Consider the following 21,952-nt stretch of genomic DNA (forward strand, 5'->3'; position numbering starts at 1 on the left):
TCGAAAGGATGGGTCTTATGGCGATAGGGAGGCTTTGGGCGGCGCTGGCGCTTCTGGTTGCAGCCCCCGCCGTCCTCGCGGCCAAGGTGCCCGTCGCGCAGCCCGAAGGATTGTGGCTCAGCCCGCACAATAATGTCGCCGTGCGCACCGGAGCGTGCGGCGACCGGCTGTGCGGCTGGATCGTCTGGGCCGACCGCGAGGCGCAGGCCGACGCCCGCGACGGCGGCACGGCCCGGCTGGTCGGCACCGAATTGCTGGAGGATTACCGCGCAGAGGGGAAAGGACAGTGGCGCGGCACCGTCTTCGTCCCTGATCTGGGCCGCCGCTTCAGTTCGCAGATCAGCCAGCTTTCACCGGGCCAGTTGAAGGTCAAAGGCTGCATATTGGGCGGCCTTATCTGCAAGTCGCAGCTCTGGACCCGGATAGACCGGTTGCCGGGGCAGTCATGATCCGGTTCCGCCGCGCCCGTCTCTGGCTGATACCCGGCCTGCTCGCGGCGGCAGCGCTGCTGCTGTCGACCTCCAACGCCAGCAATCCGGCCCGGGCGGCGGCCGATCCTGTGCCCGGCGCGACCGGTCCGGTCGCGGAGAGCCAATATAGCCTCCCGTCGCTGGGCCGGATCGCCGTCTACCAGCCCGCCGGCGCGCCGAGCGGCGTCGTGCTGGCGCTGTCCGACAGCCATGGCTGGGACGAGGACAGCGCCGACACCGCGCGCCTGTTGGCAGCGCGCGGCGCGCTGGTGGCCGGCATCTCCACGCCCGTCTTCCTGCAGGCGTTGCACACCTCGCGCCGCTGCATCAATCCCAATTACGGTATCATCGCGCTGGCCCGCGACCTGCAGCACCGGCTGGCGCTGCCCATGTACGACAAGCCGGTCCTGATCGGCCGGGGCGAGGGGGCCGCGCTGGCCTATGCGACGCTCGCCGCCGGACCCAATGGAGCCTACAAGGCAGTGCTGTCGCAGGATTTCACGCCATTTCTCGACGGCGGGCGGCCTTGGTGCCGGTCAGGCAGCCTGAAGGCCGCACCCGTCCATCATGGCTTCGCCTTCGCTCCCAGCCGCAAGCTCCCTTCGCCGTGGATCGTGCTGTCCGACGTCCGCCCCCGCCCGGCCCTGCAACGCTTCGTCGCCCGCACCGGCAGCGGCAGGCTGGTGACGGCTGCCAAGGGGCAGGGAGAGGTCGCGCTGCTCTCCCGGCTAAGGCCTTTCCTCGCCGCGCCACCCGCCGACGCCGCTTTGCCCAGCGGGTTGCCGCTCAACATCGTCACCGACGCCGCCGCGCCGCGCACCGGCATGATGGCGGTCCTCTATTCGGGCGACGGCGGCTGGGTCGGACTGGACAAGGATGTCGCGGGCCAGCTCGCTCATGCGGGCATCCCGGTGGTCGGCATGGACAGCCTGTCCTATTTCTGGAGCCAGCGCACGCCCCAGGGCGCAGCCCGGGACCTGAGCGCGATCATCCGCGGCTATTCGCGCCATTGGCATCGCCCCCGCGTCCTGCTGGTGGGCTACAGCTTCGGCGCGGACGTGCTTTCCTATATCGTCGGCGGCCTGCCCGCCCCCCAGCGCACCCAGGTGCAGCGCCTGTCGCTGCTGGGCCTCAGCCCCGGCGCCGATTTCCAGTTCCACATGAGCAGTTGGCTGGACATGGATTCGACCCGTCAATATCCGACCGTTCCCGCCATAAAGCGGCTGCGCGGCCTGCCGATGCTCTGCGTGCGCGGGACGCTGGAGAATGACAGCGCCTGCCCCTCCATTCCCCAAGGGTTGGCGCAGATGGTGGTGGTGCCCGGCGGCCATCATTTCGATCGCAACGCCCCGCTGCTGGTGACTCATATGCTCAAGGGGCTGACGATATGATCCTGGTCGAGCGGATCAAGGCCTGGAAAGCGCCGCTGACGGTCGCCGTCACGCTGGCGGTGGCGGCGCTGGGGCTGGTGGCGCTGCACGGCCTGTTGGCGGAAGTGCGGCTGAAGGACATCCGCCATGCCGTGCATCTGATCGCCGGTTGGCGGCTGGCGGCGGCGCTGGCGCTGACGGCGGCGAGCTACATCGCGCTCACCTTCTACGACTATGTCGCGCTGCGGATCGTCGGGCGGCCCCTGCCGTGGCGGACGGCGGCGCTGGCGTCCTTCTGCAGCTACACGCTCAGCCACAATCTCGGCCTCTCGCTGCTGACCGGCGGGTCGGCGCGCTACCGCATCTACACCGCCGCCGGGCTGGAGGGCGGCGACATCGCCCGCATCATCGCCTCGGCGGGCCTGTCCTTCTGGGGCGGGGTATTCGTGCTGGCGGGCGCGCTGATGCTGGTCCATCCGGCCGACATCGGCATCATGGGATGGACGATCGGCATGCCGTGGCAAAGGCTGGCGGGGGGCGCGATCCTGCTGACGGCGGCGGCGGTCCTGTTCCTCCTCGCCCGCCCCGCCCGCGCCCCGCGTCTGTTCGGCTGGCGGCTGGCCCTGCCGACCCAGGGGCAGGCGCTCGCCCAGATCGGCGTCGCCTGCATCGACCTTGCCGCCGCCAGCGCCGCGCTGTTCATCCTGGTGCCCGGCATCGCCCCGGCGCTCTATCCCACTTTGTTCCTGGCCTATGGGCTGGCGGTCATCGTCACTCTGGTCAGCCATGTGCCCGGCGGCCTGGGCATATTCGAGGCGGTGATCGTCGCCACCCTGCCCGATGTGGACAGGCCCAGCCTGCTCGCCGCGCTGATCGCCTATCGCCTGATCTATTATCTGATCCCGCTGCTGCTGGGGGTCATCGCCATCGCCCTGCATGAAGGCAATGGCTGGCGCCATCCGGTGAGCCGGGTGCTGGACGGCGCGCAGGCCGCCGCGTCCGGCATGGCGCCGGTCATGCTGTCGCTGCTGGTGGCGGTGGGCGGCGTGATCCTGCTGATCTCCGGCGCGCTGCCTGCGATCCAGCACCGCATGCGCATCGTCACCGGCTGGCTGCCGCTGACCTTCATCGAAGCATCCCATTTCGCCGCCAGCGTCATCGGCACGCTGCTGATCCTGCTGGCATCGGGCCTCTACCGCAGGCTGGACGCCGCCTTCTGGATGACGCGGGCGCTGCTGCTGGCGGGCGCGCTCTTCTCGCTGATCAAGGGGCTGGATTATGAGGAGGCGAGCGCGCTGCTGCTGATCGCCGCGCTGCTGCAATGGACGCGGGGCGCCTTCTACCGCCGCACCAGCTTCACCGCCGAAGCGTTGACCCCCGCCTGGATCGCGACGCTGGCCGTGGCGGTCGGCCTGTCGATTTGGATCGGTTTCTTCGCCTATAAGCATGTCGATTATCAGAACGACCTGTGGTGGCATTTCGGCCCGCACGCCAACGCCGCCCGCTTCCTGCGCGCAGGCCTTGCGACCGCGGTGCTGGCGGTCAGCGCCGCCTTCTGGCGCATGTTCCGCCCCGCGACCGCGCCGCGCCTCGCCGACCGCCCGTCCATCACGGCCAGCGCGGATGCGCTGGCGCTGGCCCAACGGACCGACGCGCTGCTGGCCACCACCGGCGACAAGCTGTTCCTGACCTCCGGCACTGGCCGCGCCTTCGTCATGTACCAGGTGCAGGGACATAGCTGGATCGTGATGGGCGACCCCGTAGGCGACCGGTCGGAATGGCCCGACCTGTTGTGGCAGTTGCGCGAAAGGGCGGATGCAGAACAGGGCCGCCTGCTGCTCTACCAACTGAGCCTCGACGCCCTGCCGCTGGCGATCGACCTTGGCCTCGCCATCGTCAAATATGGCGAGGAAGCCCGCGTCGACCTGCATCATTTCACGCTCGACGGGCCGGACGCCAAGCCGCTGCGCTATGCCGAACGCCGCGCCATGCGCGAAGGGGCGACGTTCGAGATCGTGCCGGCGGGCCGGGTGCCGATGCTGCTGGCGGAATTGAAGGCGATCTCCGACCAATGGCTCGCCGCCAAGGGCCATGGCGAAAAGGCGTTCAGCGTCGGCCGCTTCGACCCCGCCTATATCGCCGCCTGCGACTGCGCCCTCGTCCGGCAGGAGGGACGGATCGTCGCCTTCGCCAATATCTGGGCCACCGCCAATCGCCGCGAACTGTCGGTCGACCTGATGCGCCACGCGGATGAGATGCCCTATGGCACGATGGATTTCCTGTTCATCCGCCTGATGCAATGGGGCCGCGAACAGGGCTATGACTGGTTCACCCTGGGACTCGCGCCGCTGTCGGGGATAGAGGCGCGCCGTCTGTCGCCCTTCTGGGCCAAGGCGGGCGCCTTCTTCTTCCGCCATGGCGAAAGCTTCTACGGTTTCGAGGGGCTGCGCGCCTATAAGGACAAATATGCCCCGCGCTGGGAACCGCGCTTCATCGCCGGGCCAAGCGGCATATCCCTGTCCCGCGCGATGATCGACCTGCAAAAGCTGGTCGGCGGCGGACCGGGCAGCGCAGCGACAAGGACGCGGCGGCGTAGGACGCATGCACCGCCGGCGGCGGGCCTGGATGATGAGGGAGGCCAGTCATCGGGACGGCTGGCAGGGGCGGATGTGGGTTGAGATTTTCGGCTTGCCGGCTCGGAAGCGGGTGACGCAGAGGGGATGGCCGACGGTCTGAACGCCGCCCTCTCCCGAAGGAGCGCGGCGCGGCCTGATGGCGACGCTAGACCAAAAACATCTTCCGCACATATCGCAAAAATCACGTGATGATATGTTGTAACTTTGCTCGGCCTCGCTTATGTAGCACGCACCATGCCGATCAGCCTTCGCCAGCATCTGCTCAACGGCCGGATCGATCGCATCGCGATCGCTCTGTCGGGCGTGTGCGTGGCGCATTGCTTCGGTACGGCCGTGCTGCTCGGCGTGCTCGCCTCGGCCGGAGGGATTTTCGAAAGCCCGATCTTCCATGAGGCCGGCTTGGTGCTGGCGATCCTGCTGGGCGCGGTAGCGCTCGGCCATGGCGCCGTGGCGCATGGCTTCATGATGCCGGCCGCGATCGGATCGCTGGGCCTGGGAATCATGGCCGGTGCGCTCACCATGGATCATGGCTGGCAGGAAAGCGCCTATACGCTGCTGGGCGTCGCGATCCTGGCGCTTGGCCACGATCTCAATCACCGCGCCGGGCGATAGCCGCTCCAGCATCGCGCATGAAAAAGGGGGCCGGCAAGCCCACTTTTGCTTGGCCGCTGATTCCGGCTCAGATCGGTTTACGGTCCAGCCGATGTTCGCCCTTCACCCAGCGCACCGTGCCGGTGCTGGCGCGCATCACGACGCTGTCGGTGGTGAGCTTGCCGCCCGGCAGCCGCTTGACGCCGGCCAGCAACGATCCGTCGGTGACGCCGGTCGCCGCGAAGATGCAGTCGCCCTTGGCCAGTTCGTTGAGGTCATAGACCTTGTCGAGGTCGGCAATGCCCCATTTGCGGGCGCGTGCACGCTCGTCATCGTTGCGGAACAGCAGCTTGCCCTTGAACTGCCCGCCGACGCAGCGCAGCGCCGCGCAGGCCAGAACGCCCTCCGGCGCGCCGCCCGATCCCATGTACATGTCGATATTGGTTTCGGGATTGGTGGTGGCGATCACGCCCGCCACGTCCCCGTCCGGGATCAGCATGATGCCGCAGCCGATGGCGCGCAGCTCCGCGATCAGCTTCTCATGGCGCGGCCGGTCCAGCACGCAGACGATGATCTCATGCGCGTCGACGCCCTTGGCGCGGGCGACCGCCTCGACATTCTCCTTCACCGACCTGTTGAGGTCGATGACGCCGTCCGGCAGGCCCGGGCCGACCGCCAGCTTCTCCATATAGACGTCGGGCGCGTTGAGCAGGCCGCCCTCTTCGGAAATCGCCAGCACGGCCAGCGCGTTGGGACCGGCCTTGGCGGTGATGGTGGTGCCCTCCAGCGGATCGAGCGCGATGTCGATCCGCGGGCCGGTGCCGATCGCGTTGCCGACCTTCTCCCCGATATAGAGCATCGGCGCTTCGTCGCGTTCGCCTTCACCGATGACGACGGTGCCGTCCATATAGAGGTCGTTGAAGGCCAGGCGCATCGCTTCGACCGCGGCGGCGTCGGCGGCCTTCTCATCGCCGCGGCCGATCAGCTTCGACGCGGCGATCGCGGCCGCTTCGGTCACGCGCACCATCTCCAGCACCAGCACACGATCGAGTATCGAGCTTGCCTGCACCATGTCGTTTCCTCTTCAGCCGCTATTTTGGAGAGCGCGATAGGATGTCGCTCGAACATTGTCGAGGGTGCGCTTTTCGCGAGGGGGATGCAACGGAAGCGCGTTTGTGGCGTTCGCAGCAGGACAAGACCAAGGGCCGCTCCGATGATCCTTCTGCTGATTGCCGCCAGCCTCGCCGCGCAGCCCGATGCCGCGCCGCGCCGGATCGCCAGGGTTCGGCCAGCGCCATGCCAGGCCGTGCCGGCGCTGTGCCTGACCGAAACGGTCGCGCAGGAACCGCGTCTGGGACGAAGCGCGGCTTCAGCGGGCGACGGGAAGATGAGCGCCTACCGCTTCGATGCGCGGCCATGCCGGATCGTGGGCAATATGGGCTGCCCCAAGCGCGCCAATCGGCAGATATTCCGGCTGGGCGAACCCATCGGCCAGACGCTGGCCCGGAGTTTCGGGCTGGATTGAGCGTGCGGAACGAAGAGGGGCGTTCGAAGCCCTGCCCCTCCCGCCTGTGGAAGGGATAGGGTGGGCGCAAGCGGCGAGCTTACAAGCTGGCCGTTGAAAACCGCCGCCGATGTCGCGCCAGCCACCCCTCTGTCGAAGGTCCTGGATGGGCCAATCCCAGCGCCATGCCTTACACCTGCATCTCAATCCAGGATATGCATCACCATCGGCGTTTGCAGCAGGCTGTCCGACCCCGCCAGCCGGTCCAGCGTCTCCCTTACGCAGCGTTCCTCGCCCGCATGGGTGACGATCGCCACCAGCACGCCGTCCGTCTGGCTGGCGCCGCGTTGGATCATGCTCTCGATGGACACGCCGGCGTCGCGGGTCGCCGCCGCGATCTCCGCCAGCACGCCGGGCCGATCCTGCACCTTGAAGCGCAGATAGGCGCGACCCACGCGCTTGCCCGCATCGGCCGGCTTCTGCTGGGCCAGGGCGGCCACGGGCATGGCCAGCGCGTCGCCATATTCGTCGCGCGCCACGTCGATCAGGTCGGCGACCACCGCCGATGCGGTCGGCCCGTCGCCCGCGCCGCGCCCCTGGAAGAAAAGGCGGCCGACGAAATTGCCCTCCGCCACCACGGCGTTCAGCGACCCGTCGACATGGGCCAGCGGATGATCGAGCGGCACCAGCATCGGGTGGACGCGCTGGAACAGGCCGTCGGGGCCATTCTCCGCCATGCCGACCAGTCGGATGCGATAGCCGAGCGCTGCCGCCTCCGCGATGTCCGCGGCGATGACATGGCGGATGCCGGTGGTCGCGACCGCATCGAAATCCAGTTCCGTGCCGAAGGCGAGGCTGGCGAGGATGGTCAGCTTGTGCGCGGCGTCGACACCGTCGATGTCGAAGCTGGGATCGGCCTCGGCATAGCCCAGTTCCTGCGCTTCCTTCAGCACCTCGTCGAAGCCGCGCCCTTCTTTCTCCATCGTGGTCAGGATGTAGTTGCAGGTGCCGTTGAGGATGCCGTAGACACGCGCAATCTCGTTCGCGGCCGCGCCTTCGCGCATGCCCTTGATGACAGGGATGCCGCCCGCGACCGCCGCTTCATATTTGAGGGCGACGCCCGCCTTCTCCGCCAGCCCGGCAAGGTCGAGGCCATGATGGGCCAGCATCGCCTTGTTCGCGGTGACGAAGGGCTTGCCGACGCTCAGGCACTGGCGGGCGAGGGTGAGGGCAGGGCCGTCCGCCCCGCCGATCAGTTCCACCACCACGTCGATGTCGTCGCGGGTCGCCAGCGTGGTCATGTCGTCCACCCATTCATAGGGGGAGAGGTCGACGCCGCGATCCTTGTTGCGGTCGCGCGCCGAGATGGCGACGATCTGGATCGGGCAACCGGCGCGGCGGGCGATCAGGTCGGCATTGGTCTGGAGCAGCCGAATGACCCCGCCGCCCACCGTGCCGAGGCCGACCAGCGCGACGCGCAGCGGGGCATGGCGGTGCAGATTGGTCATGGCTTCCGTTCATCCTTCCTGATCACGAGACGCCGCGCTGATAGCGGCCTCTGCGCTTCTGTCCAAGAAAAAGGAGCCGGCCGCGGAACCGGAAGGCTGCCGCCATCGCGCAATCAGCGCGCCGTCCTTGTCCGCCCGCAGGGGCCCAGGGCGTCCAGGACCATCTGATAATCCGCACGGGCCAACTCGGCGTCCTGGGGCGAGAGCGCCCGCACGGACCGGGCCGGCAGCGCGTTGGGCAGGCCGCAGGCCAGGCGGTACCAGAGCAGGCTGCCCGGCGCCGGGGGCCGGGCAGCCTCATCCACGATCTCGCCCAGCGCCACGGCCCAGCGCGGTTGTTGCCCGGGCCGGCGCAGGATGGACAGCGAGACGGGGTCGCCATTTTCCGTGCGCAGGAAAATCTGCGTCTCCCCTTCGCCGGCGATCGTGCCCGCGACATGGAAGGCATCGCCCAGTCCGATGATGCGGGGCGGCGCATCGACGGCGACCAGTTCGGACAGGATCGCCTTCACCCGCTCGGTCTCCGCAGGGGATGCGACGATCTGCGCATCGCGTGCGACGAGCTGGATTTCGCCGGGGCGCCCGCCGGGACGCGCGAACAGGATGACCTGCGCTTTCTTCAGCTTGGGCATCTTGCCCCGCGCATCGAGCGGCGCGTCGTAGAGGTAACGGACGATGGGGCTGATTCCCCCCTCGCCGCGAATCAGATTGGCGACATTCGCCTCCACATAGACCCTTTGATACCCTGCCGGGACGGTGCCGGCCTGCGCGGGTTTCAATTTGATGATGTTGCCAATCCGCGCCTGTGCCACCAGCGGCGCAGCGTCCGCGAGGTCCGCGATGTCCGCATAGGAGAGTCCCGCCACGCGTTCCGATGGTTGCGTTACCATCCGGCCCGAACCCGTCTGAGCCACGGAAATCTGCGATTGTACGGCGGAAATGAGGCAGAGCAGGGCGAGCTTCCGCAGGGGCATGGTGGATTTCTTTTTCATCTTCGTCCTAATGATGGCAGTCCGTGACATGTTTGTCACATGCAAGTCTTTCCGGTGTGTAATGGCGGTCGCAAATGATCATATCGATAAAGCGTTTGCGTGCCACGATGCGCCGCGATAGGAGTTCGCACGGTAGCAAATGGACGGATAGGGGCCAAGATGACCGGGGTAGCCCGGCCAGCTCGGGCCGTTTTTGGCTTATTTGCCGATAATCAACTGGTAAGCTGAGTTAAGGAGTGTCGTTGCCGAATGGCCTATGCTGACCACTCGCAAGGATCGAGTCGCACGATCTCGATCATTATCGTCGCCCTGATTCACGCTGTTCTGGGTTATGCCTTCGTCACCGGTCTTGGCATGAAATATGTCAAAAAGGCGGCGGAACAGCTGAACGTGATCGACGTCAAGGAGGAACCGCCGCCACCGGACGAGGAGCCGCCGCCGCCGCCAGACCAGCCGGTCGAACCGCCGCCGGTCGTCGCACCGCCGCCGATCGTTCAGACCCCGGCCCCCGCACCGCCGATCCAGACGGTCCGGACTCCGCCGCCGGTCTTCAACCCGGTTCCGGTTGCCGCTCCGCCGCCGCCGCCGGCTCCCCCGCCGCCGGAGGTGCCCGCATCCCGTGCGTCGCCGCGCAGCAGCCCGGGCAGCTGGCTCAGCGATGCCGACTATCCGAGCCGCGCGCAGCGTGAAGAACGCTCGGGTACGGCCGGGTTCCGGCTGGAAATCGGCCCGGACGGTCGCGTGACCAACTGCACCATCACCTCTTCGACCGGCCATGCCGACCTCGACGAGGCGACGTGCCGCCTGCTTCCGAAGCGTGCGAGGTTCAAGCCCGCGACGGCAGCCGGAGGTGGTCCGATGTCGGACACGTACAATGGCCGGATCACCTGGCGTCTGCCGGAATGATTTTGAAAAGGGCGGGCGAGCGCCTCCGGATGACTGGACGCCGCCTACCCTTGTTTATTGATCCTTTGAGAGGGAAGTCTTGAACATGTTGATGTATCTCGCAGCAGCTGCCGCGCCCAAGGCGGAGAACCCGTATGGCCTGATGGAGGCCCTTGAGCAGGGCGGCACCATCGCCTGGACCGTCTTCATCATCCTTTGCGGTATGTCGATCGGCACCTTCTACATTCTGTTCACCAAGCTGATCGAACAGCAGAAGGTGATCAACCAGGGCAAGAAGGTTCGTGCGACCTTCTGGCGCGCCGCCACCCTGAAGGAAGGCACCGCCAAGCTGGAAAAGAACTCGGCCTACAAGCAGATCGTGGACGACGGCATCAAGGCCCAGGAAGAACACACCAAGCTGACCGACCCGGTCGAAGCCCATGACTGGCTGCACGGTTCGCTCGCCCGTTCGGAAGCCTCGATCAATTCGAAGCTCGGCGGCGGCCTGGCGTTCCTCGCCACCGTCGGTTCGACTTCGCCGTTCATCGGTCTGTTCGGTACGGTTATCGGTATCTACCGCGCGCTCATCAAGATCGGTGCTGCCGGTCAGGCCTCGATCGACGCCGTCGCCGGCCCGGTCGGTGAAGCTCTGATCATGACCGCCCTGGGTCTCGCCGTGGCCGTTCCCGCGGTGCTGGCCTACAACTTCCTGCAGCGCCGCAACAAGTCGATCGCGGAACAGCTCAACGGCTTCACCGTCGACCTGCTGGCTCACCTGGTGTCGAACGGCGCCGTGAAGCCGACGATCGCCGCTGCCCCGGCCGCTCCGGCCGCCAAGCCGGCCGCTGCGCCGACCAAGGCCTGATAGGCTGAGATGCCGGCAAGGGGGCCGGCGGCGGCTGCGACGCCCGGTCCCCCTTATCGGACGTGGGTCCCGGAATGCCGGGGCGCCATCGACAAGCATGTTAGGAAATAATCAATGGCAATGAGTGTTGGCTCTGACGGCGGTGAAGACAAGCCGATGTCCGACATCAACACGACGCCGCTCGTCGACGTCATGCTGGTGTTGCTCATCATCTTCCTCATCGCGGTCCCGGTCGTCGTCCAGACGGTTCAGCTGCAGCTCCCCAAGGTCGCGTTCGAGCCGACGACGACGAAACCGGAAAACGTCTCCCTGTCGATCACGCAGGGCTCCGACGGTAGCTGTGCGGTCTACTGGAACCTGACCCGCGTCTCCTCCGACGAGCTGCTCGACCGTGCGGTCGCGAAGCTGGAGGCGGACATCAAGAAGGCGGGCGGCGTTGAGAATCTGACGCCCGAGGATCTGCCCGAAGTGCATATCCGCGGCGACATCAACGTTCCCTATCGGTGCATCGGCGGTACCATCTACACGATGCAGCGCGCCGGTTTCCCGAAGGTCGGCTTCATATCCGAGCCCGAGCCGGGTTCGCATACGCAGCGGCTTTAAGTTACAGCCCTTTGTGCCGCATTTTCAGACCTGGTGGCCGGTCCACGTCCATCGATGAAAATGCTCTAGGAGTATCGCCATGGCAATGAGTGCCGGAAGAGACGATGGCGAACCGATGGTGGAAATGAACACGACGCCGTTGATCGACGTCATGCTCGTTCTCCTCATCATGTTCATCATCACCATCCCGATCCAGACCCACGCGGTCAAGATCGACCTGCCGCAGAACGCGCCGCCGACCGACAGCGTCATCGACCCTGTCAAGAACAAGGTGGCGATCGATCCCAGCGGCGTCATCACCTGGAACGGTTCGGCCATCGACCTGCTGACCCTGCGTCAGTATCTGCAGCAGTCGCTGCGGTTGCCGGTCGAACCCGAATTGCAGTTCCAGCCCAATGCCGCCACCCGCTACGTCGTCGTCGACGAAGTGCTGGCGGAGATCAAGCGCGCTGGCGTGACGAAGCTGGGCTTCGTCGGCAACGAACAGTACGGCAATTTCTAAGGCCGTCGGAACCGGAGCCGGCACAACGCCGGAACCGGTTCGGTAGGATTTGCGCATCGAAAGGGGCGCAGGACGGGCGTTCGCTGGATCATCGGACGTCCGTGCGCCCCCAGGGCACGAATACGCCGCCGCCGTCTGGCCGGGAATGTTCGACTTCCCGTTTCCGGGCGCGGGCTGGGGTGACGCAATCGGGCGCGTGATGCGCGGACCTGCATGGGGGCTGCTTCGGCGGCCCCTTATTTTTGCCCGGCCGGGTTCGGCTTAATGCTTTCTTCACCGCGACGGGCGATGATGCGGCCGGTCAAATCGGCATGGGATCATGGGCGCCAAAGTTCAGACAAACCCGTATCACGGCAATAATCGTCTGGCGGATCGCCGCACGGCTGTGATCGGCGTTCGGGTCCGACGCCCGGGCGAGACCTGGTTCAAGAGCCACATCACCGATGTCTCCGAAGTCGGTTTCCGCTTGAAAAGCTTCATGAAACTGGCGGCGGACGATGATCTGTGGATCATGCTGCCGGGCTTCGAAGGCCGCCGGGCGCGTGTGTTGTGGAGCCGGTCGCATGAATCGGGCTGCGTCTTCGAACGCCCGCTGCATCCGGCGATTCTCGATCACATCATCCGGATCAGCCAATAAACCGGCGGCGATTCGCTTGCTGGCGCGCTCAGTTCAAAGGCCGCCATCACGCCGATGATTGGCGCCCATGGGGACGCCGACCCATCGTCTCCTCCACGGCTGCGGTTCCCCGCTGACGGTGCCGCTGGCCCGCTCCGGACCATCCCATCCGCGTCTCCATCCGCGTCGTCCTTGACCGACGCGGTGAACTTCGCTGCCGTCCATGCGGTCTTCGCCTTGTTTAGCAGCGGCCGCAGCCTTGCCGACGCCGGGCGGTGATGGGCGCGGCGTCGCATCGGACTGGAGCATGATGACGCGACAAGCCTTCATGTCCACGGCCTCAACCCTCCCGTCCATGGCGGCTTCGAGTGTATTGGCGGCGCTCCGACGCAGCCGGGTGGCACTATATCCTGCTCGTCATGAATGGTGCTTGGACCGCCTGTTCTGTGCCTGCCGAAGCGTCATTCCGATCCATCGCGCATCGCCATCAATCCGTCAGAAGAACAGCTTGCGGAAGCTGATCGTCACCGCGCGCCCCAGCGGGTCCAGATAACCCGGCTGGTACCGGACCGGCGTGGTCCCGTTCGCATCGGTCACGCTGCGCCGCTGGTTGAAGAGATTGTCGATGCCGATCGATATGCGCGCCCCGCGCAGGAACGGATGGTTCTTCACCAGCGAAGGCATCTGCCCCAGATTGGCGAACAGGCGCAGGTCGACCGTCGCCAGGCTGCCGAAGTCCAGCCGCGACGCGCCGCCCGCCGTGCCGTTCAGGGCGCCGTCGACATGGGTGCCGCTTTCCCAATCCACGCTCAACCGCGCGCCGAGGCCGTTATTGGTATAGCCCATCCGTGCATTCAGCTCATGCCGCGGCTGGCCGCCCGACGATCCCGTGGCGTCGCCGTTCAGCAGGTCCAGTTCCGGCACGCCGGGCGCGATCAGGATGCTCTCCGTGAAATGCCAGCTGTGATAGAGGCTGAAGCTGAGCCGGCCGCCGCCCCCGCCGCCACGGCCGCCGCCGAAACCTCCCGGCCCGCCAAAGCCGCCGCCGGGACCGCGCGGACCTCCGCCAAAGCCTCCGTCCGGGCCGCCCCGACTGCCTTCGCCGCGTGGCCGCTCGCCGCCATCCTGTCCTTGAGGGGGCTGTCCGCCCTGGCCGCCGCCCGGCCCGCGATTGCCGAACAGGCTGCGCAGGTCCTGCAACTCCTTGGGCCGCTCCTCGGGCCTGGCGCCGGCGGCACGCCAGGCTTCCACCACCTTCTGGATGTGCGATTTCAGCGGAATGGAAAGGTCGAAGCCCCAGCGGAGCTGCTCGCTCCGCGATCGCAGATAATTGATCGGCCGCGCATCGACCTGCACCAGATTGCCGTCTTCGTCCCGCAGGAAGCGCTGGGGGAAGGCGTCCTCAATGGCGGGGCTCGGCGTCGGGAAGGCCGAGATCGGGTTGCTCGTCCGGCTGTTGGTGTAGGTCGCCGTCAGCGTAAGGTTGGGTTTGTCGAACGGCTTGATATTGGCGCTGAGGCGGAACTGGTCGCGCACGCTCTCCTTGAGGGCGGCATTGCCTCCGCTCAGTTGCGTCACGAAGACGGTCTGCCCGGTCGCATAGTCGAACACCGACACATTGGGCGTGGACACCAGCGGATCGGTGATCTGCGTGCCCGTGGGCGCGGCGCGATCCTGGTTGGCCGACATCAGCAACTGCACGGCGGGCACCGGCCGCCAGCGCATGCCGTACCCCAGGGTCGAAAGCGTGCCGAAGTCGGAATAATGCTGCGCCGCCGCGTTTACATTGACGCCGATGTCGCCCACCGCGCCCAGCACGCCCTTCGACCGGCTGGTGATCGGCAGGTCGACGCTGATCTGCCCGCTGCCGATTTCCCGGCTGTAGCTGTTGTCGCGCTCCTCGCCTGAACGGATCGACCAGCTATCGAAGCCATTGGCCGATCCGCCCACGCGCACCGCGGTCGTCACCGCCCCGGCCGGCAGGTCGAACAGCGGACCCGACAGCAGCAGGTCGCCCTGCACCGCCTTCGATTCCGCCTCCGCCCGGTCGATCACCCGCGTCGACAGCAGGTCGGACGAAAAGCCGCCGAACGGGTCCGCGCCTGCATCGATCGCGCTCTGGATCGCTCCGGTCGCAAACCCCCGGTCGGTCGAAGTCCGGGTGTTCGAATAATCGCCATTGCCGGTGAACGACCATTGCCAGCCGCCGCCCAGCAGGCCGTTCAGCGTCACGCCGACATGGCCGGTCGTGCCCTTGATCTGCTGTCCCAACTCGCCCGCCTGGCGCAGATAGCGATAGAAGCTCGTCGGCGCGGCGAAGGGCGAGAAGGGGTTGCCGGCGGGCAGGTCGAACGCGGCTGCCTGGAACCCTTGCAGGCTGTCATTGTCGGACAGTTCCAGCCGCCCGTTGACGGTCATGGACACCTTGCCCAGGGCGCGGGCCAGCGTCGCATTGGCGGCGAAGCTCTCCGTCGCCGGGCTGAGCGTGCGATGATGGGCCAGCTCGCCGCCGGTCATGCCATTCCCGCCCACCAGAAAGGCGTCGATGCCCGATTGCCGGTTGGCCTGCTCACCCTGCACGGTCGGCACCACGCCGCGCTCGCTCTCCAGCAGGGATGCGGCGGTCTTGTACTGCAGGTTAAGGGTGAAGCGATTATCGCCCCGGATGCGCAGCAGCCCGCCTTCCGCCGAGCCATTCTCCCGCCCGCCCTGCGTCGTTGTGCCTGCGCGCAGGTCCACCGTTTCGGCGCGGAAACGCTGGCGCAGCACGATGTTCACCACCTTCTGCGTCGGCGCATAGCCATAGCTGAGCGCCACCTGTTCGGGCAGGATGTCGACCCGCGCCACCGCTTCGGACGGGATGTCCTGAATTTCCGAAAAGCTGGAGATCCGCTTGCCGTTCAGCAGGATCACCGGCGTCCCATTGGTCTGAGGCGACAGTTCGGAGATCATTTCGGATATGGACGTGACGCCTAGGGCGCGGACATCGGCGGGGGAAAGCTGCTGCTCCGGCTTGACATTGCCGACCACCGCGCCGCGTTCGGGCTGGCCGGTGACGACGATCTCATCGGCATCGTCCATCTGCCCGGCCGGGCCCCTCGGCTCCTCGGTCTGCGCCATCAGCGCGCCCGGCGCCGCACTCATCATCAACGGAAACAGAAGACAGGCAAAGGAACGGCGCACTGTTTACCCCTTAGGATCAAACCCTGAATGCCCTCTCTCTAGGGGGAAGTTGTCGCAAGACTCTGGCAATGCCCATAAAGATTTGTCGCAAAATGTAATCCGGCATCGTGCCGCCCGGGCCGGGCCGCATCGCAAAAGGCCTTGGCGGGGCTGCGACCTGCCATGCCGGAAGGGGATCGCGCGTCTGCCGATTGCATTGCCCGCCAGACTTTCTACACCTTTGCGCATGCGCACGCTCTATCCCGCCATCGAACCCTTCGCTTCCGGACATCTCGACATGGGGGATGGCCACCGCGTCTATTGGGAGCGGGCCGGGACGCCGGGCGCCAAGCCGGCCGTCTTCCTGCATGGCGGGCCGGGCGGCGGCATATCGCCCGACCACCGCCGCTTGTTCGATCCGGAACGCTACGACGTCCTCCTCTTCGACCAGCGCGGCTGCGGTCGCTCGACGCCCCATGCGGAGCTGGAGGCGAACACGAGCTGGCACCTGGTCGCGGACATCGAACGCCTGCGGCAGATGATGGGCGTCGACCGATGGCTGGTCTTCGGCGGAAGCTGGGGGTCCACGCTGGCGCTGGCCTATGCCCAGAGCCATGCCGACCGCGTGACCGAACTGGTGCTGCGCGGCATCTTCACCATCCGCAAGCAGGAGATCGACTGGTATTATCAGCAAGGCGCCAGCCGCATCTATCCGGACAAATGGGAACGTTTCGTCGCGCCCATCCCGGAAGCGGAGCGTGGCGACCTGCTTCACGCCTATCGCCGCATCCTGACCGGCGACGATCGCGCGCGGCAGATCGCCGCAGCCAAGGCCTGGAGCGTCTGGGAGGGCGAGACCATCCGCCTGCTGCCCGACGAAGCGCTGTCCGCCACGCATGAGGCCGATGATTTCGCGCTCGCCTTCGCGCGGATCGAAAATCATTATTTCGTCCATGGCGGCTGGCTGGAGGAGGGGCAGCTCATCCGCGACGCCGGGAAACTGGCGGGCATCCCCGGCGTCATCGTGCAGGGCCGCTATGACATGGCCTGCCCCGCCGAAACCGCCTGGGCGCTGCACAGGGCCTGGCCCGGGGCGCGCTTCGAGATGATCGAAGGGGCGGGCCATGCGTTCAACGAACCCGGCATATTGGACGCGCTCATCCGGGCGACGGACGGGTTTGCCGCCCAAGCGAAAGGATAAGCATGCGCATATGGATGGTGCTGGCGGGGGTCATCACCCTGATGGGCTGTGGCGAGAGCAGCGACCGGATCACCGCGGTCGACCGCCGGGATACGCCCGAAACCGGCGCCGCGGCCGCCGTCGCGAAGCTCGACGAGGCCCAGCGCAACGGCGTGCTGGAACGCGCGGTGCGGGCGTCGGGAGCGGCTTGCCCGACCGTCATCCGGTCGGAGCGGACCGAGGTGCGGCCCGGCGTCAAGGGCTGGAAGGCCGCGTGCAATGACGGCACGGCGCATCTGATCGAAATTCAGGCCGACGGCACCGCCAACGTCACCAGCCGCACCCACTGACCGTCGGCTTGGCGCATGTCCCCGTGCGAGGCATGGCGGCCCATGCCGTCAGCCTGCGGCGACATCCTGAAACTGGAGGTTGGCCAGCCGCGCATAGAGGCCCTTCTGCCGCATCAGCGTGGCATGGTCGCCCTGTTCGACCAGCCGCCCTTCGTCCAGCACGAGGATGCGGTCGGCGGCCCTGACTGTGGCCAGCCGGTGGGCGATGACGATGGTGGTGCGGCCCTGCATCAGCCGGCCGAGGGCATCCTGCACCAGCCGTTCCGATTCGGCGTCGAGGGCGGAGGTCGCTTCGTCCAGCAGCAGGATCGGCGCATCGCGCAGAAGGGCGCGGGCGATGGACAGGCGCTGGCGCTGGCCGCCCGAAAGGCGCGCGCCGCCTTCGCCCAGAAAGCTGTCAAGGCCCTGCGGCAGGGCGCGCAGGAAACCCTCCGCATTGGCGGCGCGGGCTGCGGCCCAGATCTGCTCGTCGCTGGCGTCCCATCGCCCGTAGCGGAGATTGTCGCGCGCGGAGGCGGCGAAGATGATGCTTTCCTGCGGCACCATGGCCATCATGCCGCGCACCTCGGCCGGATCGGCCTGGGGCAGAGGCACGTCGTTCAGGCGGATCACGCCCGAATCCGGATCGTAGAAGCGCAGCGCCAGCTGGATCAGGGTGGACTTCCCCGCGCCGGAAGGGCCGACGATGGCGACCGTTTCGCCCGGCGCGATGTCGACGGAAATGCCATGCAGGGCCGCCTGGTCGGGCCGTGTGGGATAGCGGAAATGCACGTCCTCGAACTGGAGATGCGCGCCATGCTCGGTTCGCGGCACCGGGACGGGACGGGGCGGCGGGGTTATCTGCGGCACGGCGCTCATCAGTTCATGCAGCCGTCCGGCGGCGCCCGCTCCGCGCAGCAGGTCGCCCCAGGTCTCCGACAACGCGCCGAACGCGCCTGCGACAAGCCCGCCGGTCAGCACGAAGGCGGCGATGCTGCCGCCCGACAGGCGTCCGGCGGCGACATCCAGCGCGCCCTGCCACATGACCGCCGTGATCGACCCGAAGACCAGTGCGATGACGATGGCGGTCATCGCCGCGCGCAGGGCGATCCGGCGGCGCGCCGTGGCGAAACCCGCCTCGACCGTGCTGTTGAATCGCGCCGCTTCCCGTCCTTCCTGACCGAAGGCCTGCACGATCTTCATCGCGCCCAGCGTTTCCGACGTGACGCTGCCGACATCGGCCAGCCGGTCCTGGCTTGCCCGCGACAGGGCGCGCACGCGGCGGCCAAGGCCGATGATCGCCACCAATATGACCGGAATGCCCAGCAGCAGCAGCCCGGCAAGCTTGGGCGCCAGCGCGAAAAGATAGATGAGGCCGCCGGTGCCCGTCACCACATTGCGCAGCGCGATCGACACGGTCGATCCCACCACCTGGTCGATGATGGCCGTGTCGGCGGTCATGCGCGACGCGATTTCCGAGGGGCGGTTTTCCTCGAAGAAGCGGGGTTCCTGCCGCAGCAGATTGGCCTGGGTGGCCGACCGGATGTCAGCGACGACGCGCTCCCCCAGCCAGGACACGAAATAGAAGCGGGCGGCCGTCGCCAATGCCAGGACCACCACGATCAGGAACAGATATTCGAACCAGCGGCTGATGTCGCCGCCGCCCATGAAGCCGCGGTCGATGACCAGCCGGAACCCGCTGGGAATCGCCAGCGTCGCGGCGGACGAGATCAGCAGCGCGGCGAGCGCCCCGGCGATGCGGCCCGGATAGCGGCTGGCGAAGCGCCAGATCATCGCCAGGCTGCCGAGTGGGGGGCGCGCCTTGTCGCGCGGCGATGGTTGGTCCACATCCTCCATGGCGCCGCGCTCTAAAGGGATTTTGCGTGAAAGGGAACATTTCCCGGTTCCGAAATCCGACCGGGGGCTAACCGGCGGGCGCGATCTGCGCCGCCAGCGCCATGATGCGCTGCGGTCCGGCACGGCCGGTCAGGGCATAGGCCATGTCGCCCGCTTCCCAATAGGCGATGACGTCATCGGCGCGCCGCGCGAGCAGCGGCCTCGCCTCCGCCGGGGTTTCGGCCCGGTCCGCGAAGAAGGAGAGCTGCTCCCCCTCCGGCGTGGTGATCGACACGGCGACGGCGGGGCTGTCCGGCGTCGGGTAAAGCTGCACGTCATGGATGCGCCACCGGGCCGGCAGCGGCGGCAGGACGATGCCGGTCGAACGCTGTATCTCGCTGGGGTTGAGCGTGGCGCTCTCCACCTGGGACGCCATGCTCTGGCGCAGCAGCCCGGTGCGGTGCGATGCGGCGGCTTCGTCCAGGAAGGTGGTGGCCTGCGCCGCCTGCGGAAATTCGCCCAGCTCGCCCCGCGCGATCCAGCCGGTGGCGACCAGCGCGGCGATGCCCGCCGCCCGGCCGAGATGACGCCATGCCCGGCCATGATCATTGTCATTGGCGACGGGGATCGATGTGTCGCGGCGGCGGCCCACCAGCGTGCCCTTGGTCCCGTCATGCTTCAGGCGGAAGTCGATATGCGGCCAGCGCTTGCGCCAGCGCCGGGCGACGAGCCGCTCGCCGGGACGGGCCGCGTCGTCCAGCAGCACGACCGCGCCCGGAGACAGGCGGGCAAACAGGCTGTCCGCCGCGCCGCGCACCAACGGGTGCACCGCCCAGGGCGGACCGTCGATGATCAGCAGGTCGATGCTGTCGGGCAGGCTGTCGATGTCGTACCAGCGGCCCGGCCAGTCCTCGCTTTCCGCAACCAGCGGCGCGTGGCGCAGATCGGCCGTCAGCCCATGGTCGGCCAGCCAGTTGCGGGTCGCCTGCACGAAGCCGTCATGCTGGTCGAAGCTGGTCAGCCGTCCCCCGCCATGCAGCGCCAGCGCACGCGCGGCGATCAGCGTCGATGCGCCCGCCCCCAGTTCCACCACATGGGCGGGCCGCAACCGGGCGATTTCCCGCACGATATGGCGCAGGAAACCGACATCGGCCTTCCAGCTCCCCAGATGCGGCAGGGCGTCATGGGGCAGGCCAAGCTCGTCGAGCAGCGCGCGCTTGTCCGCCTTGCGCCCGCCCGACAGGCTGGCCAGCAGCCAGGGCCAGGTGATCGCGCCGAAGCCGACGCGCCAGATCATGTCGGACAGTCGGCGCCGGGCCGCCACGGCATCGGCTTCGCTGAGGGACAGGAAACCGGTCAATTCTCTGGAGGTCACGGGTGCGCCTATCCTTTATCTGCGGGTCGAGACTGGTTATGCGGCGGGATAGCCGGTTCGCTTGGACCCGTATATCGCCAGCACAGGGAACGCCGATGACACGCATCATATCCGCGACTGTTGAACGTTGGCCGGTCGCCGGGGCCTTCATCATCAGCCGGGGCGCGAAGACGTCGGTGGATGTCGTGGTCTGCACGGTGGGCGATGGCGCGCATGTCGGCCGGGGCGAGGGCACGGCGATCTATTATGAGGGTGAGACGGCGGAAGGCTGCGCGGCGGCGATCGACGCCTATGCCGGACCGCTGGAGCGGGAGGCGCTGCTGAGCGCCATGCCGCGCGGGGCCGCCCGCAACGCGCTGGACTGCGCGCTCTGGGACCTGGAGGCGAAGCGCGCCGGGGTGCCGGTGTGGAAGCTCGCGGGGCTGGAGGAGCCCAAGCCCCTGCCGACCGCCTTCACCATCAGCCTGGGCGATCCGGAGAAGATGGAGGCGGATGCGCGGGCCGCGGCGGGGCGCGGCTTCGGCCTGCTCAAATGCAAGCTGACCGGCGATGGCGACCGGGCGAGGATCGCGGCGGTGCGGGCGGGCGCGCCGGACGTGCGGCTGATCGTCGACGCCAATGAAAGCTGGCATGATCTGGACATTGTGGCGGAGGCGCAGGCGCTGGCGGAACTGGGCGTGGAGATGGTCGAACAGCCGGTCTTTCACGGCAAGGAGGATCGGTTGGCGGGAATCAGGTCGCCCTTGCCGCTCTGCGCGGACGAGAGCTGTCATACGCGGGCCGATCTCGACCGGCTGGGGGATTTCGACGCGGTGAACATCAAGCTCGACAAGGCGGGTGGGCTGACCGAGGCGCTGGCCCTGTCGCGGGAGGCGCGGGCGCGAGGATTCCGCGTGATGGTCGGCTGTATGCTGGGTACGTCGCTGGGGATCGCCCCGGCCGCGCTGGTGGCGCAGGGGGCGGACTGGATCGATCTGGATGGCGCGCTGCTGCTGGCGAAGGACCGGGAAAGGGGGCTGGAACTGCGCGACGGGCTGCTGCGGCCTGGCGGGTTATGGGGCGAGGCATAGACTTCCCGATCCGGCCTTCACAGGAGCAGGGCGCGGGCAATCAATATCCCAGCGTCAATCCCACCGCATAATATTTCGGCCCCACATTGGCCTTGGCGCGCAGCTTGGGGATCAGCGGCATGGCAAGCGTCGCATAGGGGCGTGTATTGTCGCCGCTGAAGCGCACGCCCGCGCCGATGGTGGCGGAGGCGGGGAGGGTGTAGGTCGCCTCGACGCGCCCATAGAGCTTCGTATCCCCGTCGCGCAGATAGACGCCGCCGCCCGGCGTCAGGCTGAAGCCGGCAATATCCATCGCATAGCCGGCGCCGATTTCCGTGCCCCAATGCCCGTCCGCGCGTCCGTAATTTACCTCGGCCCCGATCCCTTCGGCATGGGCGGCAGGGGTGAAGGCGAGCGCAGCGGCGGCCAGCAAATAACAGGTTTTCATGGCTGTTCCGAAATGTCCGTTCGTCATTGCA

20 protein-coding genes are annotated in these 21,952 nt (G+C 67.4%); 13 read left to right on the forward strand and 7 right to left on the reverse strand.

All coding sequences use genetic code 11. From position 1 onward, the window contains the following. The first annotated feature begins 17 nt into the window (after window positions 1–17). The 4 genes from LDB29_RS19790 (at window position 18) to LDB29_RS19805 (ending at window position 5,088) form a co-directional block, all read left to right on the forward strand. Complete coding sequence (locus LDB29_RS19790) at window positions 18–449, forward strand: DUF2147 domain-containing protein (RefSeq protein ID WP_025549329.1); 432 nt, start codon at window positions 18–20, stop codon at window positions 447–449. Next, window positions 446–1,861, forward strand: coding sequence for an AcvB/VirJ family lysyl-phosphatidylglycerol hydrolase (locus LDB29_RS19795; RefSeq protein WP_257555537.1), 1,416 nt, complete (start codon window positions 446–448; stop codon window positions 1,859–1,861). Before LDB29_RS19790 ends, LDB29_RS19795 begins: the two co-directional genes overlap by 4 nt. Further along, window positions 1,858–4,518, forward strand: a complete 2,661-nt coding sequence (gene mprF, locus LDB29_RS19800; protein ID WP_025549326.1) for a bifunctional lysylphosphatidylglycerol flippase/synthetase MprF — start codon at window positions 1,858–1,860, stop codon at window positions 4,516–4,518. The genes LDB29_RS19795 and mprF overlap by 4 nt, the downstream gene beginning before the upstream one ends. A 192-nt stretch (window positions 4,519–4,710) precedes the next feature. Next, window positions 4,711–5,088 (forward strand): MerC domain-containing protein, encoded by a 378-nt coding sequence (locus LDB29_RS19805; RefSeq protein ID WP_025549324.1) that lies wholly within the window; start codon window positions 4,711–4,713, stop codon window positions 5,086–5,088. 67 nt (window positions 5,089–5,155) lie between these two features. On the opposite strand, the gene glpX is transcribed toward LDB29_RS19805, so the two are convergent. Next, window positions 5,156–6,139, reverse strand: a complete 984-nt coding sequence (gene glpX / locus LDB29_RS19810; protein ID WP_025549323.1) for a class II fructose-bisphosphatase — start codon at window positions 6,137–6,139, stop codon at window positions 5,156–5,158. Window positions 6,140–6,280: 141 nt separating this feature from the next. Here glpX and LDB29_RS19815 point away from each other — a divergent pair, with 141 nt between their 5' ends. Then, window positions 6,281–6,592: a hypothetical protein gene (locus tag LDB29_RS19815; protein ID WP_025549322.1), complete on the forward strand. Its 312-nt coding sequence runs from the start codon at window positions 6,281–6,283 to the stop codon at window positions 6,590–6,592. Window positions 6,593–6,774: 182 nt separating this feature from the next. On the opposite strand, the gene LDB29_RS19820 is transcribed toward LDB29_RS19815, so the two are convergent. After that, window positions 6,775–8,079, reverse strand: a complete 1,305-nt coding sequence (locus LDB29_RS19820; RefSeq protein ID WP_025549321.1) for a homoserine dehydrogenase — start codon at window positions 8,077–8,079, stop codon at window positions 6,775–6,777. A gap of 113 nt (window positions 8,080–8,192) precedes the next feature. Next, window positions 8,193–9,053: a hypothetical protein gene (locus LDB29_RS19825; RefSeq protein ID WP_099185566.1), complete on the reverse strand. Its 861-nt coding sequence runs from the start codon at window positions 9,051–9,053 to the stop codon at window positions 8,193–8,195. A gap of 267 nt (window positions 9,054–9,320) precedes the next feature. Here LDB29_RS19825 and LDB29_RS19830 point away from each other — a divergent pair, with 267 nt between their 5' ends. The 5 genes from LDB29_RS19830 (at window position 9,321) to LDB29_RS19850 (ending at window position 12,563) form a co-directional block, all read left to right on the forward strand. After that, window positions 9,321–9,977: an energy transducer TonB gene (locus LDB29_RS19830; protein WP_257555541.1), complete on the forward strand. Its 657-nt coding sequence runs from the start codon at window positions 9,321–9,323 to the stop codon at window positions 9,975–9,977. An 85-nt stretch (window positions 9,978–10,062) separates the two neighbouring features. After that, window positions 10,063–10,821 (forward strand): MotA/TolQ/ExbB proton channel family protein, encoded by a 759-nt coding sequence (locus tag LDB29_RS19835; RefSeq protein WP_025549317.1) that lies wholly within the window; start codon window positions 10,063–10,065, stop codon window positions 10,819–10,821. Between the two features lie 114 nt (window positions 10,822–10,935). Further along, on the forward strand, window positions 10,936–11,424 hold the full coding sequence (locus tag LDB29_RS19840; protein WP_025549316.1) for a biopolymer transporter ExbD: 489 nt from the start codon (window positions 10,936–10,938) through the stop codon (window positions 11,422–11,424). Between the two features lie 79 nt (window positions 11,425–11,503). Continuing rightward, window positions 11,504–11,926, forward strand: a complete 423-nt coding sequence (locus LDB29_RS19845) for a biopolymer transporter ExbD (protein WP_025549315.1) — start codon at window positions 11,504–11,506, stop codon at window positions 11,924–11,926. Between the two features lie 319 nt (window positions 11,927–12,245). Further along, the gene (locus LDB29_RS19850; RefSeq protein ID WP_025549314.1) at window positions 12,246–12,563 is read left to right on the forward strand and encodes a PilZ domain-containing protein; all 318 of its coding nucleotides are present in this window, start codon (window positions 12,246–12,248) and stop codon (window positions 12,561–12,563) included. Window positions 12,564–13,037: 474 nt separating this feature from the next. On the opposite strand, the gene LDB29_RS19855 is transcribed toward LDB29_RS19850, so the two are convergent. Beyond that, window positions 13,038–15,725 carry a TonB-dependent receptor gene (locus LDB29_RS19855; protein WP_025549312.1) on the reverse strand — a complete coding sequence of 896 codons (2,688 nt, stop codon included), beginning with the start codon at window positions 15,723–15,725 and terminating at the stop codon, window positions 13,038–13,040. Window positions 15,726–15,951: 226 nt separating this feature from the next. On the opposite strand from LDB29_RS19855, the gene pip reads away from it, so the two are divergent. Beyond that, window positions 15,952–16,905, forward strand: a complete 954-nt coding sequence (pip, locus tag LDB29_RS19860; RefSeq protein WP_025549311.1) for a prolyl aminopeptidase — start codon at window positions 15,952–15,954, stop codon at window positions 16,903–16,905. 2 nt (window positions 16,906–16,907) lie between these two features. Further along, complete coding sequence (locus tag LDB29_RS19865) at window positions 16,908–17,234, forward strand: hypothetical protein (RefSeq protein WP_037482609.1); 327 nt, start codon at window positions 16,908–16,910, stop codon at window positions 17,232–17,234. A gap of 48 nt (window positions 17,235–17,282) precedes the next feature. On the opposite strand, the gene LDB29_RS19870 is transcribed toward LDB29_RS19865, so the two are convergent. Together LDB29_RS19870 and LDB29_RS19875 are read right to left on the reverse strand one after the other, a co-directional pair. After that, on the reverse strand, window positions 17,283–19,070 hold the full coding sequence (locus LDB29_RS19870; RefSeq protein ID WP_025549308.1) for an ABC transporter transmembrane domain-containing protein: 1,788 nt from the start codon (window positions 19,068–19,070) through the stop codon (window positions 17,283–17,285). Window positions 19,071–19,137: 67 nt separating this feature from the next. Then, window positions 19,138–20,424 carry a class I SAM-dependent methyltransferase gene (locus LDB29_RS19875; protein ID WP_025549307.1) on the reverse strand — a complete coding sequence of 429 codons (1,287 nt, stop codon included), beginning with the start codon at window positions 20,422–20,424 and terminating at the stop codon, window positions 19,138–19,140. 95 nt (window positions 20,425–20,519) lie between these two features. Here LDB29_RS19875 and dgcA point away from each other — a divergent pair, with 95 nt between their 5' ends. Beyond that, window positions 20,520–21,494, forward strand: coding sequence for an N-acetyl-D-Glu racemase DgcA (gene dgcA / locus LDB29_RS19880; protein WP_025549306.1), 975 nt, complete (start codon window positions 20,520–20,522; stop codon window positions 21,492–21,494). A gap of 40 nt (window positions 21,495–21,534) precedes the next feature. Here dgcA and LDB29_RS19885 read toward each other — a convergent pair whose 3' ends face one another. After that, complete coding sequence (locus LDB29_RS19885) at window positions 21,535–21,921, reverse strand: hypothetical protein (protein ID WP_025549305.1); 387 nt, start codon at window positions 21,919–21,921, stop codon at window positions 21,535–21,537. Between the last annotated feature and the right edge of the window lie 31 nt (window positions 21,922–21,952).

Source organism: Sphingobium sp. CFD-2 (assembly GCF_024611135.1).
Taxonomy (GTDB): domain Bacteria; phylum Pseudomonadota; class Alphaproteobacteria; order Sphingomonadales; family Sphingomonadaceae; genus Sphingobium; species Sphingobium fuliginis.